The sequence below is a fragment of the Mangrovimonas spongiae genome, assembly GCF_003944795.1.
Lineage (GTDB): Bacteria > Bacteroidota > Bacteroidia > Flavobacteriales > Flavobacteriaceae > Mangrovimonas > Mangrovimonas spongiae.
In genome coordinates this window covers 347,901-364,642 of sequence record NZ_RWBG01000003.1, presented here as the reverse complement: position 1 = coordinate 364,642, position 16,742 = coordinate 347,901, and the positions used below count along the sequence as shown (strand labels likewise).

Annotated in this window: 15 protein-coding genes; 9 read left to right on the top strand and 6 right to left on the bottom strand. The window is 34.0% G+C overall.

Features of this window, described 5'->3' with window-relative positions; genetic code table 11:
- Nucleotides 1-5 precede the first annotated feature (5 nt).
- On the bottom strand, nucleotides 6-2,501 hold the full coding sequence (gene topA / locus EJA19_RS08715; protein ID WP_125467978.1) for a type I DNA topoisomerase: 2,496 nt from the start codon (nucleotides 2,499-2,501) through the stop codon (nucleotides 6-8).
- 204 nt (nucleotides 2,502-2,705) lie between these two features.
- Between topA and miaB the strand changes: the two genes are divergently transcribed.
- From miaB to EJA19_RS08675, 8 genes are all read left to right on the top strand, one after another.
- Nucleotides 2,706-4,154, top strand: a complete 1,449-nt coding sequence (miaB, locus tag EJA19_RS08710; protein ID WP_125467977.1) for a tRNA (N6-isopentenyl adenosine(37)-C2)-methylthiotransferase MiaB — start codon at nucleotides 2,706-2,708, stop codon at nucleotides 4,152-4,154.
- Nucleotides 4,155-4,211: 57 nt separating this feature from the next.
- Nucleotides 4,212-5,468 carry a sigma-54 interaction domain-containing protein gene (locus tag EJA19_RS08705; RefSeq protein ID WP_125467976.1) on the top strand — a complete coding sequence of 419 codons (1,257 nt, stop codon included), beginning with the start codon at nucleotides 4,212-4,214 and terminating at the stop codon, nucleotides 5,466-5,468.
- Nucleotides 5,469-5,978, top strand: coding sequence for an LptE family protein (locus EJA19_RS08700; protein WP_125467975.1), 510 nt, complete (start codon nucleotides 5,469-5,471; stop codon nucleotides 5,976-5,978).
- A 2-nt stretch (nucleotides 5,979-5,980) separates the two neighbouring features.
- Nucleotides 5,981-6,907, top strand: a complete 927-nt coding sequence (locus EJA19_RS08695; RefSeq protein ID WP_125467974.1) for a hypothetical protein — start codon at nucleotides 5,981-5,983, stop codon at nucleotides 6,905-6,907.
- Between the two features lie 6 nt (nucleotides 6,908-6,913).
- Entirely contained in the window at nucleotides 6,914-7,276 is a 363-nt protein-coding gene (gene secG, locus EJA19_RS08690) for a preprotein translocase subunit SecG (protein WP_125467973.1), read from the top strand.
- 197 nt (nucleotides 7,277-7,473) lie between these two features.
- The gene (groES, locus tag EJA19_RS08685) at nucleotides 7,474-7,749 is read left to right on the top strand and encodes a co-chaperone GroES (RefSeq protein WP_125467972.1); all 276 of its coding nucleotides are present in this window, start codon (nucleotides 7,474-7,476) and stop codon (nucleotides 7,747-7,749) included.
- An 87-nt stretch (nucleotides 7,750-7,836) separates the two neighbouring features.
- Nucleotides 7,837-9,471 (top strand): chaperonin GroEL, encoded by a 1,635-nt coding sequence (gene groL / locus EJA19_RS08680; RefSeq protein ID WP_125467971.1) that lies wholly within the window; start codon nucleotides 7,837-7,839, stop codon nucleotides 9,469-9,471.
- 96 nt (nucleotides 9,472-9,567) lie between these two features.
- Entirely contained in the window at nucleotides 9,568-11,910 is a 2,343-nt protein-coding gene (locus EJA19_RS08675) for an RNA polymerase beta'' subunit family protein (protein ID WP_125467970.1), read from the top strand.
- A gap of 46 nt (nucleotides 11,911-11,956) precedes the next feature.
- Here the strand turns inward: EJA19_RS08675 and EJA19_RS08670 are convergent, their stop codons facing one another.
- The 5 genes from EJA19_RS08670 to xrtF all read right to left on the bottom strand — a co-directional run bounded on the left by EJA19_RS08670 (nucleotide 11,957) and on the right by xrtF (nucleotide 16,139).
- A complete protein-coding gene (locus EJA19_RS08670; protein WP_125467969.1) occupies nucleotides 11,957-12,307 on the bottom strand; it encodes a heavy-metal-associated domain-containing protein in 351 nt (116 codons plus the stop codon).
- A gap of 21 nt (nucleotides 12,308-12,328) precedes the next feature.
- Nucleotides 12,329-14,626: a TonB-dependent receptor gene (locus tag EJA19_RS08665; RefSeq protein ID WP_125467968.1), complete on the bottom strand. Its 2,298-nt coding sequence runs from the start codon at nucleotides 14,624-14,626 to the stop codon at nucleotides 12,329-12,331.
- Nucleotides 14,627-14,695: 69 nt separating this feature from the next.
- Nucleotides 14,696-15,106, bottom strand: coding sequence for an HYC_CC_PP family protein (locus tag EJA19_RS08660; protein ID WP_125467967.1), 411 nt, complete (start codon nucleotides 15,104-15,106; stop codon nucleotides 14,696-14,698).
- Between the two features lie 45 nt (nucleotides 15,107-15,151).
- Entirely contained in the window at nucleotides 15,152-15,598 is a 447-nt protein-coding gene (locus tag EJA19_RS08655; RefSeq protein WP_125467966.1) for an exosortase F system-associated membrane protein, read from the bottom strand.
- A complete protein-coding gene (xrtF, locus tag EJA19_RS08650; protein WP_125467965.1) occupies nucleotides 15,582-16,139 on the bottom strand; it encodes an exosortase family protein XrtF in 558 nt (185 codons plus the stop codon). The genes EJA19_RS08655 and xrtF overlap by 17 nt, the downstream gene beginning before the upstream one ends.
- Before the next feature lie 85 nt (nucleotides 16,140-16,224).
- On the opposite strand from xrtF, the gene EJA19_RS08645 reads away from it, so the two are divergent.
- Complete coding sequence (locus tag EJA19_RS08645; RefSeq protein WP_125467964.1) at nucleotides 16,225-16,680, top strand: GAF domain-containing protein; 456 nt, start codon at nucleotides 16,225-16,227, stop codon at nucleotides 16,678-16,680.
- Nucleotides 16,681-16,742 lie beyond the last annotated feature (62 nt).

Sequence of the window (16,742 nt, the reverse complement as noted above, 5' to 3'; positions counted from 1 at the left end):
TAGGGTTATTTCTTTTTGGTTGTCGATTTTTTCCTTGTGGTTTTTTTCTTCTTCTTTGGAGCATTTTTCTCAAGATGCGCTTTAGCTTCTTCTAAAGTCATATCAGACACATCTACTGTTTTAGGCAGCTCTACTTTTGTTTTACCTTTTATAATATTATGTCTTCCCCAACGTGCTTTCTCTACTCTAATACCTTCTTCCTCCCAATTATGAATAAGCTTATCACGTTCTTTTTGAAGTTTATCTTCAATAAGGGTTTCAATGTCATTATCAGATAGGTTATCCCAATCGTACTTTTTGTTTACATTAATAAACATATTGTTCCATTTTATAAATGGTCCAAAACGTCCTTTTCCTTTTGTAACATCGTGGCCATTATAATTATAAATTGGCGCATCGGCTTTTTGTCTTTCCTTTATAAGTTCTATAGCATCCTTCATTTCAACATCTAAAGGATCTTTTCCTTTTGGTAAGGATATATATTTCTTTCCAAATTTAACATAAGGGCCATAACGGCCATTATTAACCTCTACAGCTTCACCTTCATAATCTCCAAGGCTTTTTGGAAGCTTGAATAAATCCATAGCCTCTTCAAACGTAATGGTATTTAATTGCTGATCTGGGCTTAAACTTGCAAACAGTGGTTTTTCTTCCTCCTCGGCAGTTCCTATTTGAACCATTGGTCCAAAGCGTCCTAAACGCACACTTACCTGACGCCCTGTTTCGGGATCGGTACCAAGAACACGCTCTCCAGATTCTCTATCGGCATTTTCTTGAACGTCTTCTACAATTGGATGAAAGTCCTTATAAAATGCTTTCATCATATTTTCCCAATCTATTTTTCCATCAGCAATATCATCAAAGTCTTCTTCTACTTTTGCTGTGAAATTATAATCTAAAATAGTATCGAAATGATTAACCAAGAAATCGGTTACAATCATACCTATATCTGTTGGCACTAACTTTCCTTTATCCGACCCCACCTTTTCGGTTAAAGTGACATCTTTAACATGACCTTCTTTTAAAGTTAGCTGAACATAATTACGCTCAACACCTTCTACAGTACCTTTCTCAATGTAGCCTCTATTTTGAATGGTTGAAATGGTTGGCGCGTAAGTAGATGGTCTACCTATTCCTAATTCTTCTAATTTCTTCACTAAAGAAGCTTCGGTAAAACGATATGGCGGACGTGTAAAACGTTGTGTTGCGGTAATAAAGTTGTTAAGTAGCGTCTCGTTAACACTTAGTTTTGGTAACATACCATCTTGTTCGCCATCTTCATCGTCTGTTCCTTCAAGATAGACTTTTAAAAACCCATCAAACTTAATCATTTCACCATTTGCAGTAAATAGCTCGTCGTGAGTGGTAGCGCTTATTTTTACATTGGTACGCTCTAATTGAGCTTCGCTCATTTGCGACGCGATAGCACGTTTCCAAATTAACTCGTATAATCTTGCTTGATCGCGATCTACATTAACGGTATGTCTAGAAAAATCGGTAGGACGAATGGCTTCGTGAGCCTCTTGTGCCCCTTTAGATTTCCCTTTATAGTTTCTTGGCTTACTATAGTTAGAACCATAAGCAGCTTCTATTTCACGTTGCGCACCACTTTTTGCTTCGTCTGATAAGTTTACACTATCGGTTCTCATATAGGTAATCAAACCGGCTTCGTATAAACGTTGCGCCATCGTCATGGTTTTGCTCACAGAAAAATATAACTTTCTTGACGCCTCCTGCTGTAATGTTGATGTTGTAAATGGTGGTGCTGGCGATTTCTTTGCAGGTTTTTTCTGTAAATCGGCAATACTAAAATCTGCAGTAGCATTGGCTTCAAGAAACTTTAAGGCATCTTCTTTAGTATCAAAATTCTTTGGAAGTTTTGCTTTAAAAGTTTGGCCGTCTTTTGTAGAGAATTCAGCATCTATTCTGTAAGATGCCACAGGTTTAAATCCTTCAATTTCTCTTTCACGTTCTACAATTAAACGCACAGACACCGATTGAACACGACCCGCTGACAACCCGCCTTTTACTTTACGCCAAAGCACAGGTGACAATTCGTAACCCACAATTCTATCCAATACACGACGTGCTTGTTGTGCATCTACTAAATCGTAATCTATACTTCTAGGATTCTCTATCGCTTTTTTAATAGCTGTTTTGGTAATCTCATGAAAAACAATACGCTTTGTTTTTTCTTTATCTAAACCAAGCGATTCGGCTAAATGCCATGCAATAGCCTCTCCTTCACGGTCTTCATCACTAGCTAACCAAACTGTCTCAGCTTTTTTAGCAAGTTCTTTTAACTTTTTTACAACCGCTTTTTTGTCCTTGGACACTTCATATTTAGGCTTAAAATCTCCTTCTACATCTACTCCTAATTCTTTTGAAGGTAAATCTGCAATATGCCCAAAACTAGACTCCACTTTAAAATCCTTTCCTAGGAATTTTTCAATGGTTTTGGCCTTTGCAGGTGACTCCACTATTACTAAATTCTTCGCCATAAATCGATTTTTAAGGTTACAAATGTAATTGAAAAAAAACTTATGTTCCTAATTTTTGATGGTCTCTGTACGTAAACCCTATCATTTTCAGCAACAAATTTTTAAATTTTATGATAAAATCTCATTCTGACACTTTGTCATAGTACATAAATAAATTGTATCTTTGCACACTTATTGACAAGCAAGTATTATTCAATATTGTATATGGAGAAGATTATAGACGAAAACAAACAAGGCGAAAGCCTCATTATAGAGAAGAAAGCAGGAAACAACCGAAAACTATTTATAGAAAGTTACGGTTGCCAGATGAATTTTAGCGATAGTGAAATTGTAGCTTCTATCTTATCTGAAAATGGCTATAACACCACTCAAGATCTCAAAGATGCCGACTTAGTTTTAGTAAACACCTGTTCTATTCGCGATAAAGCAGAACAAACGGTAAGGAAACGCCTTGAAAAATACAATGCTGTAAAACGTGAGGTAAACCCCAACATGAAAGTGGGTGTTTTAGGCTGTATGGCAGAACGTTTAAAAAGTAAATTTCTAGAAGAAGAAAAAATCGTCGATCTTGTTGTTGGTCCAGATGCTTACAAAGATTTACCCAATTTACTTTCTGAAGTAGATGATGGTCGCGATGCTATTAATGTGATCCTCTCTAAAGAAGAAACTTATGGCGATATTGCTCCTGTACGTTTAAATACTAATGGCGTTACAGCTTTTGTATCTATTACACGTGGTTGCGACAATATGTGTACGTTTTGCGTTGTACCCTTTACCAGAGGACGTGAACGTAGTCGTGATCCGCAAAGTATAGTTGAGGAAATAAACGATTTGGCCAACAAAGGCTATAAAGAAGTAACCCTTCTTGGGCAAAACGTAGACAGCTATTTATGGTATGGCGGCGGATTAAAAAAGGATTTCGACAAAGCTACCGATATGCAGAAAGCAACGGCTGTTAATTTTGCCAAGCTTCTAGAACTTTGTGCCCAAGCACAACCAAAAATGCGCTTTCGCTTCTCAACATCTAATCCACAAGACATGACTTTAGATGTGATTGAAACCATGGCCAAGTACCAGAATATTTGCAAGTACATACATTTGCCTGTGCAAAGTGGCAGTAACCGTATTTTAAAAGCCATGAATCGTCAACATACACGTGAAGAATATTTTAAAATGATCGACAACATTCGTCGTATTATTCCAGATTGCGCTATTTCTCAAGATATGATTGCTGGTTTTCCAACCGAAACAGAAGACGATCATCAAGACACTTTAAGCTTAATGGAGTACGTAAAATACGACTTTGGATTTATGTTTGCTTATTCCGAAAGACCAGGCACATTAGCCGAACGAAAACTAGAGGACGACATTCCTGAAGCAACAAAAAAACGTCGCTTACAAGACATTATTCAACTACAACAAGAACACAGTCATTATAGAACACAACAACATCTTGGCAAGGTTGAAGAAGTTTTAATTGAAAAAGAATCAAAAAAATCGGATGCGCATTGGGCGGGACGAAACAGCCAAAACACTATGGTGGTTTTCCCTAAAGAAAACTATAAACCAGGTGATTTTGTAAATGTAAAAATAACCGACTGCACAAAAGCCACCTTAATTGGTGAACCTATAGGGTATTCAGAAAATAATTAATAAAATTTTCCTTTTAAAAAAGGAATCTAAAAGACACTCACTTAAGTGAGCAATACTATGGAATCAATACAAGCCATAAAACAACGATTTGGAATTATAGGTAACGATCCTGGGTTAAATCGTGCTATTGAAAAAGCCATACAAGTGGCGCCTACAGACATTTCTGTATTGGTTACAGGAGAAAGTGGTGTTGGTAAAGAAAGTATTCCAAAAATCATACATCAACTCTCACATCGTAAACACGGCAAGTATATTGCTGTAAACTGTGGTGCCATTCCAGAAGGCACCATAGACAGTGAATTATTTGGTCATGAAAAAGGCGCTTTTACAGGTGCCACACAAACACGAAATGGTTATTTTGAAGTTGCCGATGGCGGCACCATTTTTCTTGATGAAGTTGGCGAGCTTCCTTTAACTACACAAGTACGTTTATTACGTGTTTTGGAAAATGGCGAATTTATAAAAGTGGGAAGCAGCAAAGTACAAAAAACCAACGTACGTATTGTAGCGGCGACAAACGTCAATATGTTTGAAGCCATTAAAAAAGATAAATTCCGTGAAGACTTATATTACCGTTTAAGTACTGTTGAAATTCATTTACCACCATTGCGCGAGCGTAAAGAGGATATTCACCTATTATTTAGAAAATTTGCCAGCGATTTTGCTTTAAAATACAAAATGCCCACGGTAAAACTTACCGACGATGCTGTTAATATGTTGCTAAAATACCGATGGAATGGCAATATTCGTCAGCTTCGTAACGTTGCAGAACAAATCTCTGTCTTGGAGCAAAACAGAACCATTTCACCCGATACGCTTAGAAGCTATCTTCCAGATGCAGGAAGCAATTTACCTGCGGTAGTTAATCAAACCAAATCGGAAAGCGATTTTAGTAACGAACGTGAAATCCTGTATAAGGTTTTGTTCGATATGAAAAGTGACCTCAACGATTTGAAAAAACTCACCATGGAATTGATGAAAAGTGGCAATACCTCGGAAGTCGCCAAGGACAACGAAAGCTTGATTCAAAAAATTTATGGCGAAAATGAGAATGAAACTACTGTAGAAGATTTAGAAGTGCTTTCAATCCCCGAAAAACATGAACCGCAACCTATTGAACAAGAACCACAAGAAGACAAGTATCATTTTGCCGAAGATGTTGAAGAAGAAGAAACCTTATCGCTTCAAGACAAAGAATTAGAACTCATAAAAAAATCTTTGGAACGTCATAATGGAAAACGTAAATTGGCAGCGCAAGAATTGGGCATTAGCGAACGCACACTTTATAGAAAAATAAAACAATACGACCTGTAAATGACACGATACTTTAAATTTATTATCACTTTTTGCTCTGTTATATTACTTTTTGGCTGTGGCATTTACTCGTTTACTGGCGCATCCATCCCTGCAGGCACAAAAACATTCCAGGTTAATTATTTTCAGAATAATGCCATGCTAATAGAACCTGGCTTAGACAGAGATTTTACAAATGCGTTAACCGACTTACTTCTAAATCAAACCAATTTAGACCTTGTAAAAAGTAATGGCGATTTAGTTTACGAAGGCGAAATAACCGAATATCGTATTTCTCCAACAACAGCAACTGCCGAAAATACGGCAGCTCAAAACCGTTTAACCATGAGTGTTAATGTTAGATTTTACAACAAAAACTCTGAAGACGATTTTCAAGAACAACGCTTTTCATTTTTCTATGATTACGATAGAAACGCACAACTTATTGGCCCCGCTAGAGATGAAGCTCACGAAGTTCTTTTTGAACGATTAACGCAAGATATTTTTAATGCCACATTGGCTAAATGGTAGTCATGGACAATTTTGATTTTAAACACATACTACAAAATCCCAAACATATGCTTCCTGCATATACAGAAGACTTGCAGTCTATAATCGACACATATCCTTACTTTCAATCGCCCAAGGCTATTCTTTTAAAAGCGTTAAAAAACAAAGGGAGTTTTAAATATAATAAAGCACTAAAAACAACAGCTGCTTATACTACTGACAGAAGTATTTTATTCGATTTTATAACGTCTGAAGACTTCCTACAGAATGAAATTTCTGAGTCTATTAAACAAAACTCATCCAGTTTAAAAGCAATTAATGTAACCGCTGAAGATATTTCTGTAAATAAACATGTTACTATTGATGATAATTTAAAACAGCAAATACAAGAAACCTCTAGCGTTTTAGACCCAGAATTATTCACGCCTAAAGAATCATCAAAACAAGAATTAGAATCATCTCAAGAAGCAACAGTAAATAAAGATGATGACAATCGCGAAAAAGATAGTGTTTTAAAGTCCAATGATGATACTTCTGATAACATTTTAAAAATTGGAGAACCGTTTGAATTTACTCAAAACGAAAAACACTCCTTTAACGAGTGGCTTAAGCTTACTCGCTTTTCTCCTATAGAACGAGAACAAACACAGCCCGAAACACCCGTTTCCGAACGCGACAAAAAATTTAAGTTAATAGATAAATTTATCTCTAAAAATCCCAAATTAAAACCAGAGAAAACAGCTAGTAAAAACAAAAATTTGGCTGAACAACAAATGATTCAACCAGATACATTAATGACTGAAACACTAGCCAGAATTTATGTTGAACAAAAGAACTATAAAAAGGCGATTCAATCTTATAAAATTTTAAGTTTGAAATATCCAGAAAAAAGTGGTTTCTTTGCAGACCAAATTAAAGCAATACAAAAATTACAAGAACAAAATAAATAAATCATAATGAGTACGTTTACTATATTTTTAGCATTAATTGTTGTCGTAGCCTTTTTATTGGTTGTAGTAATCATGGTACAAAACCCAAAAGGGGGTGGATTATCATCTTCGTTTGGTGGCGGTGGCACACAACAATTAGGTGGTGTAAAAAAGACGACTGATTTTCTAGACAAAAGTACTTGGACACTTGCAGCCTTAATGTTAGCCTTAATTTTATTATCGAATGTAGCCATAGAAAGAGGCCCAAGAGCAGAGTCTAAAGCTCTAGATCCTGATGCCACTACAACACAGCCTGTAACGACTCCAGATGCTGCTCCAGCAACCCAAAACGAAGCTGGAACTAACAACACTCAAAACGACGCCGAGTAAAAGTTTTAGAAAAACAACAATATTTTAAATGCCAACTATATAGTTGGCATTTTTTTTACACAAAATTTAGCTTTAAAAGCTCTAAAAAACGCTCTCTTAAATCAAAAAAATGAAAATTTGTCAGTCATCATCTATTGGCACATTTTTAGCTTGATGCATAGCATTAAAACAATAACATAATTTTAAAATATAACACAATGGCATTAAACATTAAACCTTTAGCAGACAGAGTTCTTGTAGAACCTGTTGAAGCTGAAACTAAAACTGCTGCTGGAATTATTATTCCAGATAACGCCAAAGAAAAACCACAAAAAGGCAAAGTAGTTGCTGTAGGTAACGGCACTAAAGACGAACCAATGACTGTTAGCGTTGGAGACACTGTACTTTACGGAAAATATTCTGGAACCGAACTAAAACTTGACGGCAAGGACTATTTAATTATGCGTGAAAGCGATATTTTCGCGATTGTGTAAACATTTATTTCTTTCTAAAAAAAGAAGATTTAATTTAAAAACTAAAAACGCCTAAAGCATTTCGCTTAGGGCATAAAACTAAAAATTATGGCAAAAGATATAAAATTTGATATTGAAGCACGCGACGGCCTTAAACGTGGTGTCGATGCTTTAGCAAATGCAGTAAAAGTAACTTTAGGACCTAAAGGACGTAACGTTATTATTTCAAAAAGCTTTGGTGCACCTTCTGTAACAAAAGACGGTGTATCTGTGGCTAAAGAAGTAGAATTGGAAGACGAGCTTGAAAACATGGGCGCACAAATGGTTAAAGAAGTGGCTAGTAAAACCAACGATCTTGCTGGTGATGGTACTACAACCGCTACTGTTTTGGCTCAAGCTATCGTAAAAGAAGGATTAAAAAATGTTGCTGCAGGAGCTAACCCAATGGATTTAAAACGTGGTATTGACAAAGCTGTTGAAGCTATTACAGCCGATCTTGAAAAGCAAGCTGAAAAAGTTGGAAATTCTTCTGAAAAAATAAAACAAGTTGCCGCCATTTCTGCTAACAACGACAACACTATTGGCGAACTAATCGCTAAAGCTTTTGGAAAGGTTGGAAAAGAAGGTGTTATTACTGTTGAAGAAGCCAAAGGCTTAGATACTTATGTAGATGTTGTAGAAGGAATGCAATTTGACAGAGGGTATTTATCACCTTACTTTGTAACCGATTCTGATAAAATGGTGGCCGACTTAGAAAACCCATACATTTTATTATTCGACAAAAAGATTTCAAACCTACAGGAAATTCTTCCTATTCTTGAACCAGTAGCACAATCTGGACGTCCATTATTAATTATTGCTGAAGATGTAGAAGGACAAGCTTTAGCTACATTAGTCGTAAACAAACTACGTGGTGGATTAAAAATTGCCGCTGTTAAGGCTCCTGGATTTGGCGACAGACGTAAAGCCATGCTAGAAGATATTGCCATCTTAACTGGTGGAACAGTAATCTCTGAAGAACGTGGGTTCTCTCTTGAAAATGCCGATTTATCAATGTTGGGTACTGCTGAAACTGTAACTATCGATAAAGATAACACGACTATTGTTAATGGTTCTGGTGATGCTGAAAACATTAAAGCGCGTGTTAATCAAATTAAAGCGCAAATAGAAACCACAACAAGCGATTACGACAAAGAAAAACTTCAAGAGCGTTTGGCTAAATTAGCCGGTGGCGTTGCCGTACTTTATGTTGGCGCTGCAAGTGAAGTAGAAATGAAAGAAAAGAAAGATCGCGTTGACGATGCTTTACACGCTACAAGAGCTGCCGTTGAAGAAGGTATTGTTGCTGGTGGTGGTGTTGCTTTAGTACGCGCTAAAAAAATGCTTGAAAAGTTAACAACCGAAAACCTTGACGAAACAACAGGTGTTCAAATTGTAAACAAAGCTATTGAGTCGCCTATTAGAACAATTGTTGAAAACGCAGGAGGCGAAGGGTCTGTGGTTATCAACAAAGTATTAGAAGGTAAAAAAGACTTTGGTTACGATGCTAAAAACGAGCAATATGTAGATATGCTTGAAGCTGGTATTATCGATCCTAAGAAAGTAACACGTGTCGCTTTAGAAAATGCGGCTTCTGTTGCTGGTATGATTTTAACCACCGAATGTGCCTTAGTAGATATTAAAGAAGATGAACCTGCAATGCCTCCAATGGGTGGTGGTGGCGCAATGCCAGGGATGATGTAATAATTATTTTACATCTCTATCTTAAAAAGCTGTTTTCTAAATTGGAAAACAGCTTTTTTTATTTTTATATTAGTCAAAATTATTCACAACAACCTTATGCACAAAAAAGTAAGCTATTTTATCCTATTTCTTACACTTATTACAACCTCTTACTCTCAAAATATTAACATTGAAGATTTTGACAAAAAAATAAAAGCATATTACGCTTTAGATTACGAAACCATTTTTACTCATTTAAATAAAACTCTCTATCTAAAAAATGAAGAATTATGGTTTAAAACATACATATATGACATTAAAAGGCAATCTCCTTATATAAGTTCCACTAACATTCACTCAAATATTTATAATGATAGAGGAGAACTCATAAAGAGTAAAATTTATGTAGCAAAAAATGGTTTCACTAATGGTAATTTCAAAATAGACTCTACATTTTCTGAAGGAACTTATTATATTAAAACAACAACCAACTGGATGAAAAACTTCCATCAAAATCTATATGATTTACAGAAATTTAAGGTTGTTGGTAAAAAAAGTACTATTCCTGAAGAAACTGAACTAGAAACATTTGACTTTCAGCTCTTACCTGAAGGTGGACATCTAATTGAAAACACCCTTAATACTGTTGGTTTTAAATTAATAAACAACAACGGAAAGTCCATAAAAATAACCTCAGGAAGTATTAATAACTCAAACAATAAACCAGTTGCTACATTTAAAAGTAATCTTTTTGGGTTAGGAAAATTTTCTTTCACACCAAAGGAAGGAGAAAGCTATATTGCAAGTATAGAATTAGAAAACGGTAAAACACTTACAAGACCTGTTACGAATATAAAAAAATATGGTATAGGGTTATCTGTTGAAAATTCGAGAAAAGACAACCTATACATACGCTTAAGCTTAAATCAAAAAACATTAAAATCTGTTAACAATAAGCGTTTTTTTATTGCTATTCACAGAGATGGATTTTTAAATAAAATTGATGTAAACTTCTCTGATGATAAATTAACTTATCAATATAGAATTGGCCGTCAATTCTTAAACAAAGGGGTTAATATTATAACATTATTTAATGATGAATTTAAGCCCATTGCTGAGCGTATTATTTACAATTACACAAACAGTTCAGTGAAAAACATTGAAGTATCTAATATTTTAAAGAAAAAAGATTCTACAATAATCACATTCTCTAAAAAATCACACCCTAAAGATATTAGTTTAAGTGTTTCTGTACTACCAAGCTCTACTATAGCAAATAAAACAAATAAAAACATTATTTCTAAGTTTTTACTACTCCCTTATATTAAAGGAAACATTGAAAATCCTTGGTATTATTTTAATGAGATAGATGCAAAAAAACGTTTTGATCTTGATTTATTATTATTAACCCAAGGATGGAGTTCATATTCATGGAAAAATATATTTAACACTCCACCTAAATTGCTACACAATTTTGAAACTGGCTTCTTAATAAAAGGGAAACTAAACAATTACGATTATAAAAATGGAGATGTTTTAATTTTACAATCTAAATCAAACGGAATTCAACTAGAATATAATTTAAAAGACAGCCCTTATTTTAAATTTGACAAGCTCTATATTAAAGATAAATCTAATTTAAGCTTTACCTTAAAAAATAAAAAAGGGAAATTATCAACACCAAATATCTATTATAACATATACCCTTCTTATAAAAAAGACTTTATAAATGTTAAACAACATCATAAGATACTAAAAACCAAACAACTTAATGACAACAAATCTTTTGTTTTAAGTGAAGGCATCAATGTTCTAGATAGTGTTATTATTAAACCTATTAAAATTTCCAAACCTAAAAACACTCCTTACGGAATGTCTCAGGCTAAACATATAAATTTTACAGACGCTCCTAACCAATATTCATTGATAACACAACAAATACGCAATTATGGTTTTGATGTAACGAATGACGGGGTAAATGTGAAAATTATTAATAGAAGAGTTCTTACTTTTAAAGGGGCTTTATCTCCTATTGTCTTCCTTGACAATGTTAACATTACGAATAGTTTAGAAATGATAAGTAACTTAATAGTTGCTGATGTTGAAGAAATGTTTGTTTCAAAAATATCTAACATCAACGCTTCACCTGGTGGAGTAATTCATATTTTCACTAAAAGAGGGTTTAGTAGAAAGAAAAAATCAACGTATAATAACTCAACTATAGATTTTGGGTTTTCAACACCAAAAAAATACTACAGTCCAATGTATAATACCTATAAGAGAGATAGCTTTAAAAGCTATGGTGTTCTTAATTGGATTCCAAATGTAGAAAAAAATACTGCAGACAAACTTGAAATTAAAGTACCTAATTACTTTTATGATTCTATTAATTTATACATAGAGGGCATGGGAGAAGACGGTAGTTTATTTTCTCAAATTGAAACTATTAACGTAAACTAAACAACTATAAAACTACCTTTTTAGATAGTTTTATAGTACTGTATTTTTATTTATGATCCCCCTTTACTTCTTCATCGCGGTATTTACAACACGGGTGAACAGAATTGTAGGCTTCATCAGATGCTTTTATATCCTTTAAGTCGTGACCTACAGCTAATATGTTTTTCTTAACATCGTCTAAACTGGTTTTACCCTCATTATAGATTAAACGCAACTCGTGAGTTTGCACATTCCAATTGGCACTTTTTACGCCTTTTGTTTTAATACATGCTTTTTCAATACGATCTTTACACATCATACACACACCATCAACCTCAAAAGAGGCTTTGGCATTTTTATTTTGAGCAAATGATACTGTTGCAATTAAAAAGGTTGCTATTACTAGTATTTTTTTCATTGTTATTTGATTTATAAGTTTTTATTTCATTCTAAATCGTAATCCTGCGTAATACATATTACCAAAAATTGGCCCATACACATAAGTAGTATCAAAATTTGCTCCAAACGGATCTTCTGCTCCCATAATTGGGTTATCTTGGCGTACATTAGTAATGTTTTCACCTCCTAAATATACTTCAAATTTAGAAGAAAACACTTTAGTTATCTGTGCATTTAAGGTTCCTACTGTTGGTGTTTTTTCTGGTAATTGATATTGCACTGGATTATTAATTGTTGATGAAAACCGCTGTTCTCCTAACCAATTATAAGTTGCGTCAAATTTCCATTGCGCACCATTTTCCTTTCTATGAGTTTCGTAACCTGCATTGGCAAAAAACCGATGTTTTGGTGTTAATGGTCTTGTTTTTTTCCCGGTTAAATACCTAGTCTTTACGTCGTAATATTTATACGCCAAACGTACATCAAAACGTTTAAACATGTTATAGTTAAATTCGGCTTGTAAACTATTGGCATAACTATCGTTTTCTAAATTATAGAAACTTATCTCTTGCGGATTTTCCCAATCGGCAACGACTTGGTTTTGAAAATCGGTCCGGTAAAAATCAACACTAACATCAGCTTTTCTTCCAAAGAGATTAAAGCCTTGCAAATAAGACACGCCATAGTTCCACGCAATTTCAGGATCCAACCCATAAATATCGCCACCGTTTGAACCTATGATATTAATATTTCTTGAGGTTGCAAATAGACTTTGATTTTCAGTAAAAATATTAGCCGAACGCTTACCACGACCAAACGATGCTCTAAAAGCCGATTTTTCCCAAGGTGTATAGCGTGCGTGAACGCGAGGTGTAACAAAAAAGCCTAGTTTATTGTGGTTATCCACACGTATGCCAGCAGTTAGGTTTAGTTTATCTAGATTATCAAAATTGTACTCAAAAAAAGCACCAACCGAATTATCGGTACGTTCAAAAGTATTTAGCTCAACAAGCTCATCATAATGATCGAAAGTAAAGCTAACCCCTGTTTTTATTTTATGTCGTGAATCACTGATTATTGAGTTATACATTACGTTAGAATATATACTATTATGCTCAATATTATACTCGCGCACCCCAAAATATGAGTCTTGTTGATGATTGCTTACTGCAAACTGCACACCAATACTTCGCCAAGGCAATTCTGGATTAACATATCCTAACTTTCCAGAAAAATCAAAACGTTGTGTATCTATTTCGCTTCCCCAAGCGTTGGTGGTTAGTTTATCGGTCTCTGGATTGAAATCCAATTCGCCTGTTTGCTTTTCATCGGTTAAATATCTAAAGTTGAAAAAGCCCACAAAACCGTTTTCGGTATCGGTGTATTGCCAACGATTCATCACGTTTATTTGATGATAAAGCGGCATATCTAAAAAATTATCATGATTGACATCGTGTTCCTTTTGATGCATATTTCCATGTAAATACAAACCCGTACTCCATTTATCACTTAGCTTAGTATTAAAATGTGTGTTTAACTCCAAACGTTCATTGCTTGCCCCATAAAGGTTTACAAACAACTTGTCATCTTTTGTTGGTTTTTGAAGTTCGGCATTAATTTGCCCTGCAATACTTTCGTAACCATTAACCACACTTCCGGCACCTTTGGTAATTTGAATACTTTCTACCCAAGTTCCAGGTGTAAACGTTAATCCATAGGCTTGCGAAGCACCACGAACCGAAGGAATATTCTCAGTTGCAATTAAAATATACGGACTAGTAAGCCCTAACATTTTTATTTGTCTGGTACCTGAAACGGCATCGGCGAAATTAACATCGATTGAGGGGTTGGTTTCAAAGCTTTCAGATAAATTACAACACGCTGCTTTTAAGAGTTCGTCACTGCTTACATTCATCACATTTTGGGCTTGTAAATAAGATTTTGAAGTAGCTTTCTTACGAGAGACTATTTCAACTTCATCTAACGCACTTGTAGCTTTTAAGATGTGTTTTATAGGTTTATTAGGATTATTTACCGAAATGGTATCGGTTTTATAGCCAACAAAACTAATCACCAAATCTTTATATTCAGTTTCATATTTGATAGAGAAATTACCCTTAAAATCGGCTACAGCACCAACGCTTGTATTTAACCAATACACATTAGCTCCTGGAAGTGGCATTTCGTTTCCTTGGCTATCTATTTCCATAATCTTCCCTTTTATTTTCTCTTGGGAAAAAGATAATATAGGTAATAATAGTAATATATAAATAAGTTTTTTTACTGTTGCTTGACAGCTATTACAGGTTATTCCTGTAATATGATGTATTTGTATCATTTTTTTTGATTTCTTATTTGATTGAACAATAAATTATGTTATCCGTTTTCACGGAAGTTGTTTATTGAATCAAATTAAGAAAACTTGGTTGCGCACTTGTATATTGGCAACCAAATGAGGTTGGGAGTAATATTTGTAAGGAATAATGTATTGCGACAAATCCTCAAAAACAGTAAGGAGAGAATATGCAAATGTTGTAAAGAATGATTGTTGATCAAGATTTAAGTCTTCAAACTTTTTTATAATTAATTGGTCTTGACCTTTTACCAAATCTATTGTGTCTTTACAACACGATTGTTTTTGGAATTCAGATTTTTTATTAACAGCACCTTCGGGACAACAAGATTCAACTGTAGAGAAAAAAGAAACATCTATTAATGTATTGTCGCAAAAATGTTTTTCAACCGTAAAGGATACTGTTGAAAACAACACTAAAAGCGATAATACTAAGGAAAACGTTTTATGTAAAATAGTTTTCATCACGATGCAAAATTACAAAAAATAAAAAGCTAACTCAAAAAGGGTTTAATTTCGAATTTTAATTCGCTTCTTCCTTTTATGATAATAAAACGCTGGCACCAAAAGTAATAATAGTATAGGTTGTATTAAAAATCGTCTAATATTAAAAAACAGATAATAATCCTCTTGTCTATGGTTGGTTATAAAATACAAGAAAAGTAAGATTAAAATAACGTAAGAAATCGTATAAATTAATAGTGAAAATTCCACCATACTTTTATCGACAAAAATCACATATAAAATACCTAGTGATATTATTGTATTAAGTGTATACCTTAAAGTTATAGAAACAACTAACTTAAACATATCTAGTTTGGGTGCATCCGCATATAAGTAATCATTTTTAAAAAACAGTAAGTAAGGATCGTAGAACAATTGATTCTCGAAAGCACGTATTAAAATTAAAAAACTAACTAATACAATAAAGACTAAAAATCTATACTTTTTTTGCATGCGCACTTACTTTTGAAAATCTGTTTACCCAAACAATCCATAGTAAGAAAACCATACCATAAATTATAGCAGGAAAAACAACACCATGTAATATATTTTCGTACTCGGGATAATGGTAAAACCCAATGGCTAAAACAGCAATTCTAAAAAGGTTGACAACATAAATTAGTACACCTCCAACTAACCCAAAAATAATGGTTGTTTTTAATTTCCCTGAAAAAGCAATTATAAAGGATAGAAAAAGAATGATTACACTTATGGCATTACAACCTTCTATCACTCTAGCTACATATTTCTCGTTAAGAAATAACTTTACCGAAGCCTCATTAGGATGTGGAAAAACTGCGGCTTTATAACCAAAATCGTTTAGTAAAATAGCACTCTGGTCTGCAACAAGCTTAGTAACATAATCTGGGTAATACACTTGGCCTGTAGACATTTGTAAATACAACCTATAGCCAAATATTAAAACAACATAAACCATTAAAAAAGTCAATATAAACTTTATTACCGAGTTATATGTTTTTAAAAGCTGCTTCAAATTATTTTTTTAACGATGTTAAAGTTATATAAAATCAATTTTCAAACCATCTCTTTTAAATACTTTTGCTAAAAATTTCTTAGCAATGCCATTTAACAAGTTAAAATCTCAAGTTTCTCAAATAATTTCTAATAATAAAAAATCCACCAACGAGAGGTTATTAGAAATTTGTCAACTATTAGAACTTAACATCAACCACTACAATTGGGTTGGATTTTACTTTAAAAACGGTAATAAAAACGAACTAAAACTAGGCCCATATGTTGGCGCCCCAACAGATCACACTATTATTCCATTTGGCAAAGGTATTTGTGGGCAAGTAGCCGTTAGTAACGAAAACTTTGTAGTTCCAGATGTCTCAGCCCAAGACAACTATATAGCCTGTAGCATTACTGTTAAAGCTGAAATAGTGATTCCCATTTTTGTTAACGGCGAAAATATTGGCCAAATAGATATAGACTCAAATACACCAGACCCTTTCACTAAAGACGACGAAGAATTCTTAGAGTTTGTATGTAAGGAAGTTGCCAGTATTTTATAATTATCAACAACAATATTTTCTCGTTAAAAAAACACCTACTTTTCAATAAGATCAGGGCTTAT

Bases quoted from the DNA above. Each gene is read 5' to 3' on its own strand.
- miaB (WP_125467977.1), top strand. From the start codon at position 2,706: ATGGAGAAGATTATAGACGAAAACAAACAAGGCGAAAGCCTCATTATA.
- EJA19_RS08655 (WP_125467966.1), bottom strand. From the start codon at position 15,598: ATGCAAAAAAAGTATAGATTTTTAGTCTTTATTGTATTAGTTAGTTTT.
- EJA19_RS08705 (WP_125467976.1), top strand. From the start codon at position 4,212: ATGGAATCAATACAAGCCATAAAACAACGATTTGGAATTATAGGTAAC.
- EJA19_RS08670 (WP_125467969.1), bottom strand. From the start codon at position 12,307: ATGAAAAAAATACTAGTAATAGCAACCTTTTTAATTGCAACAGTATCA.
- EJA19_RS08645 (WP_125467964.1), top strand. From the start codon at position 16,225: ATGCCATTTAACAAGTTAAAATCTCAAGTTTCTCAAATAATTTCTAAT.
- EJA19_RS08700 (WP_125467975.1), top strand. From the start codon at position 5,469: ATGACACGATACTTTAAATTTATTATCACTTTTTGCTCTGTTATATTA.
- groL (WP_125467971.1), top strand. From the start codon at position 7,837: ATGGCAAAAGATATAAAATTTGATATTGAAGCACGCGACGGCCTTAAA.
- secG (WP_125467973.1), top strand. From the start codon at position 6,914: ATGAGTACGTTTACTATATTTTTAGCATTAATTGTTGTCGTAGCCTTT.
- groES (WP_125467972.1), top strand. From the start codon at position 7,474: ATGGCATTAAACATTAAACCTTTAGCAGACAGAGTTCTTGTAGAACCT.
- EJA19_RS08665 (WP_125467968.1), bottom strand. From the start codon at position 14,626: ATGATACAAATACATCATATTACAGGAATAACCTGTAATAGCTGTCAA.
- EJA19_RS08675 (WP_125467970.1), top strand. From the start codon at position 9,568: ATGCACAAAAAAGTAAGCTATTTTATCCTATTTCTTACACTTATTACA.
- topA (WP_125467978.1), bottom strand. From the start codon at position 2,501: ATGGCGAAGAATTTAGTAATAGTGGAGTCACCTGCAAAGGCCAAAACC.
- EJA19_RS08695 (WP_125467974.1), top strand. From the start codon at position 5,981: ATGGACAATTTTGATTTTAAACACATACTACAAAATCCCAAACATATG.
- EJA19_RS08660 (WP_125467967.1), bottom strand. From the start codon at position 15,106: ATGAAAACTATTTTACATAAAACGTTTTCCTTAGTATTATCGCTTTTA.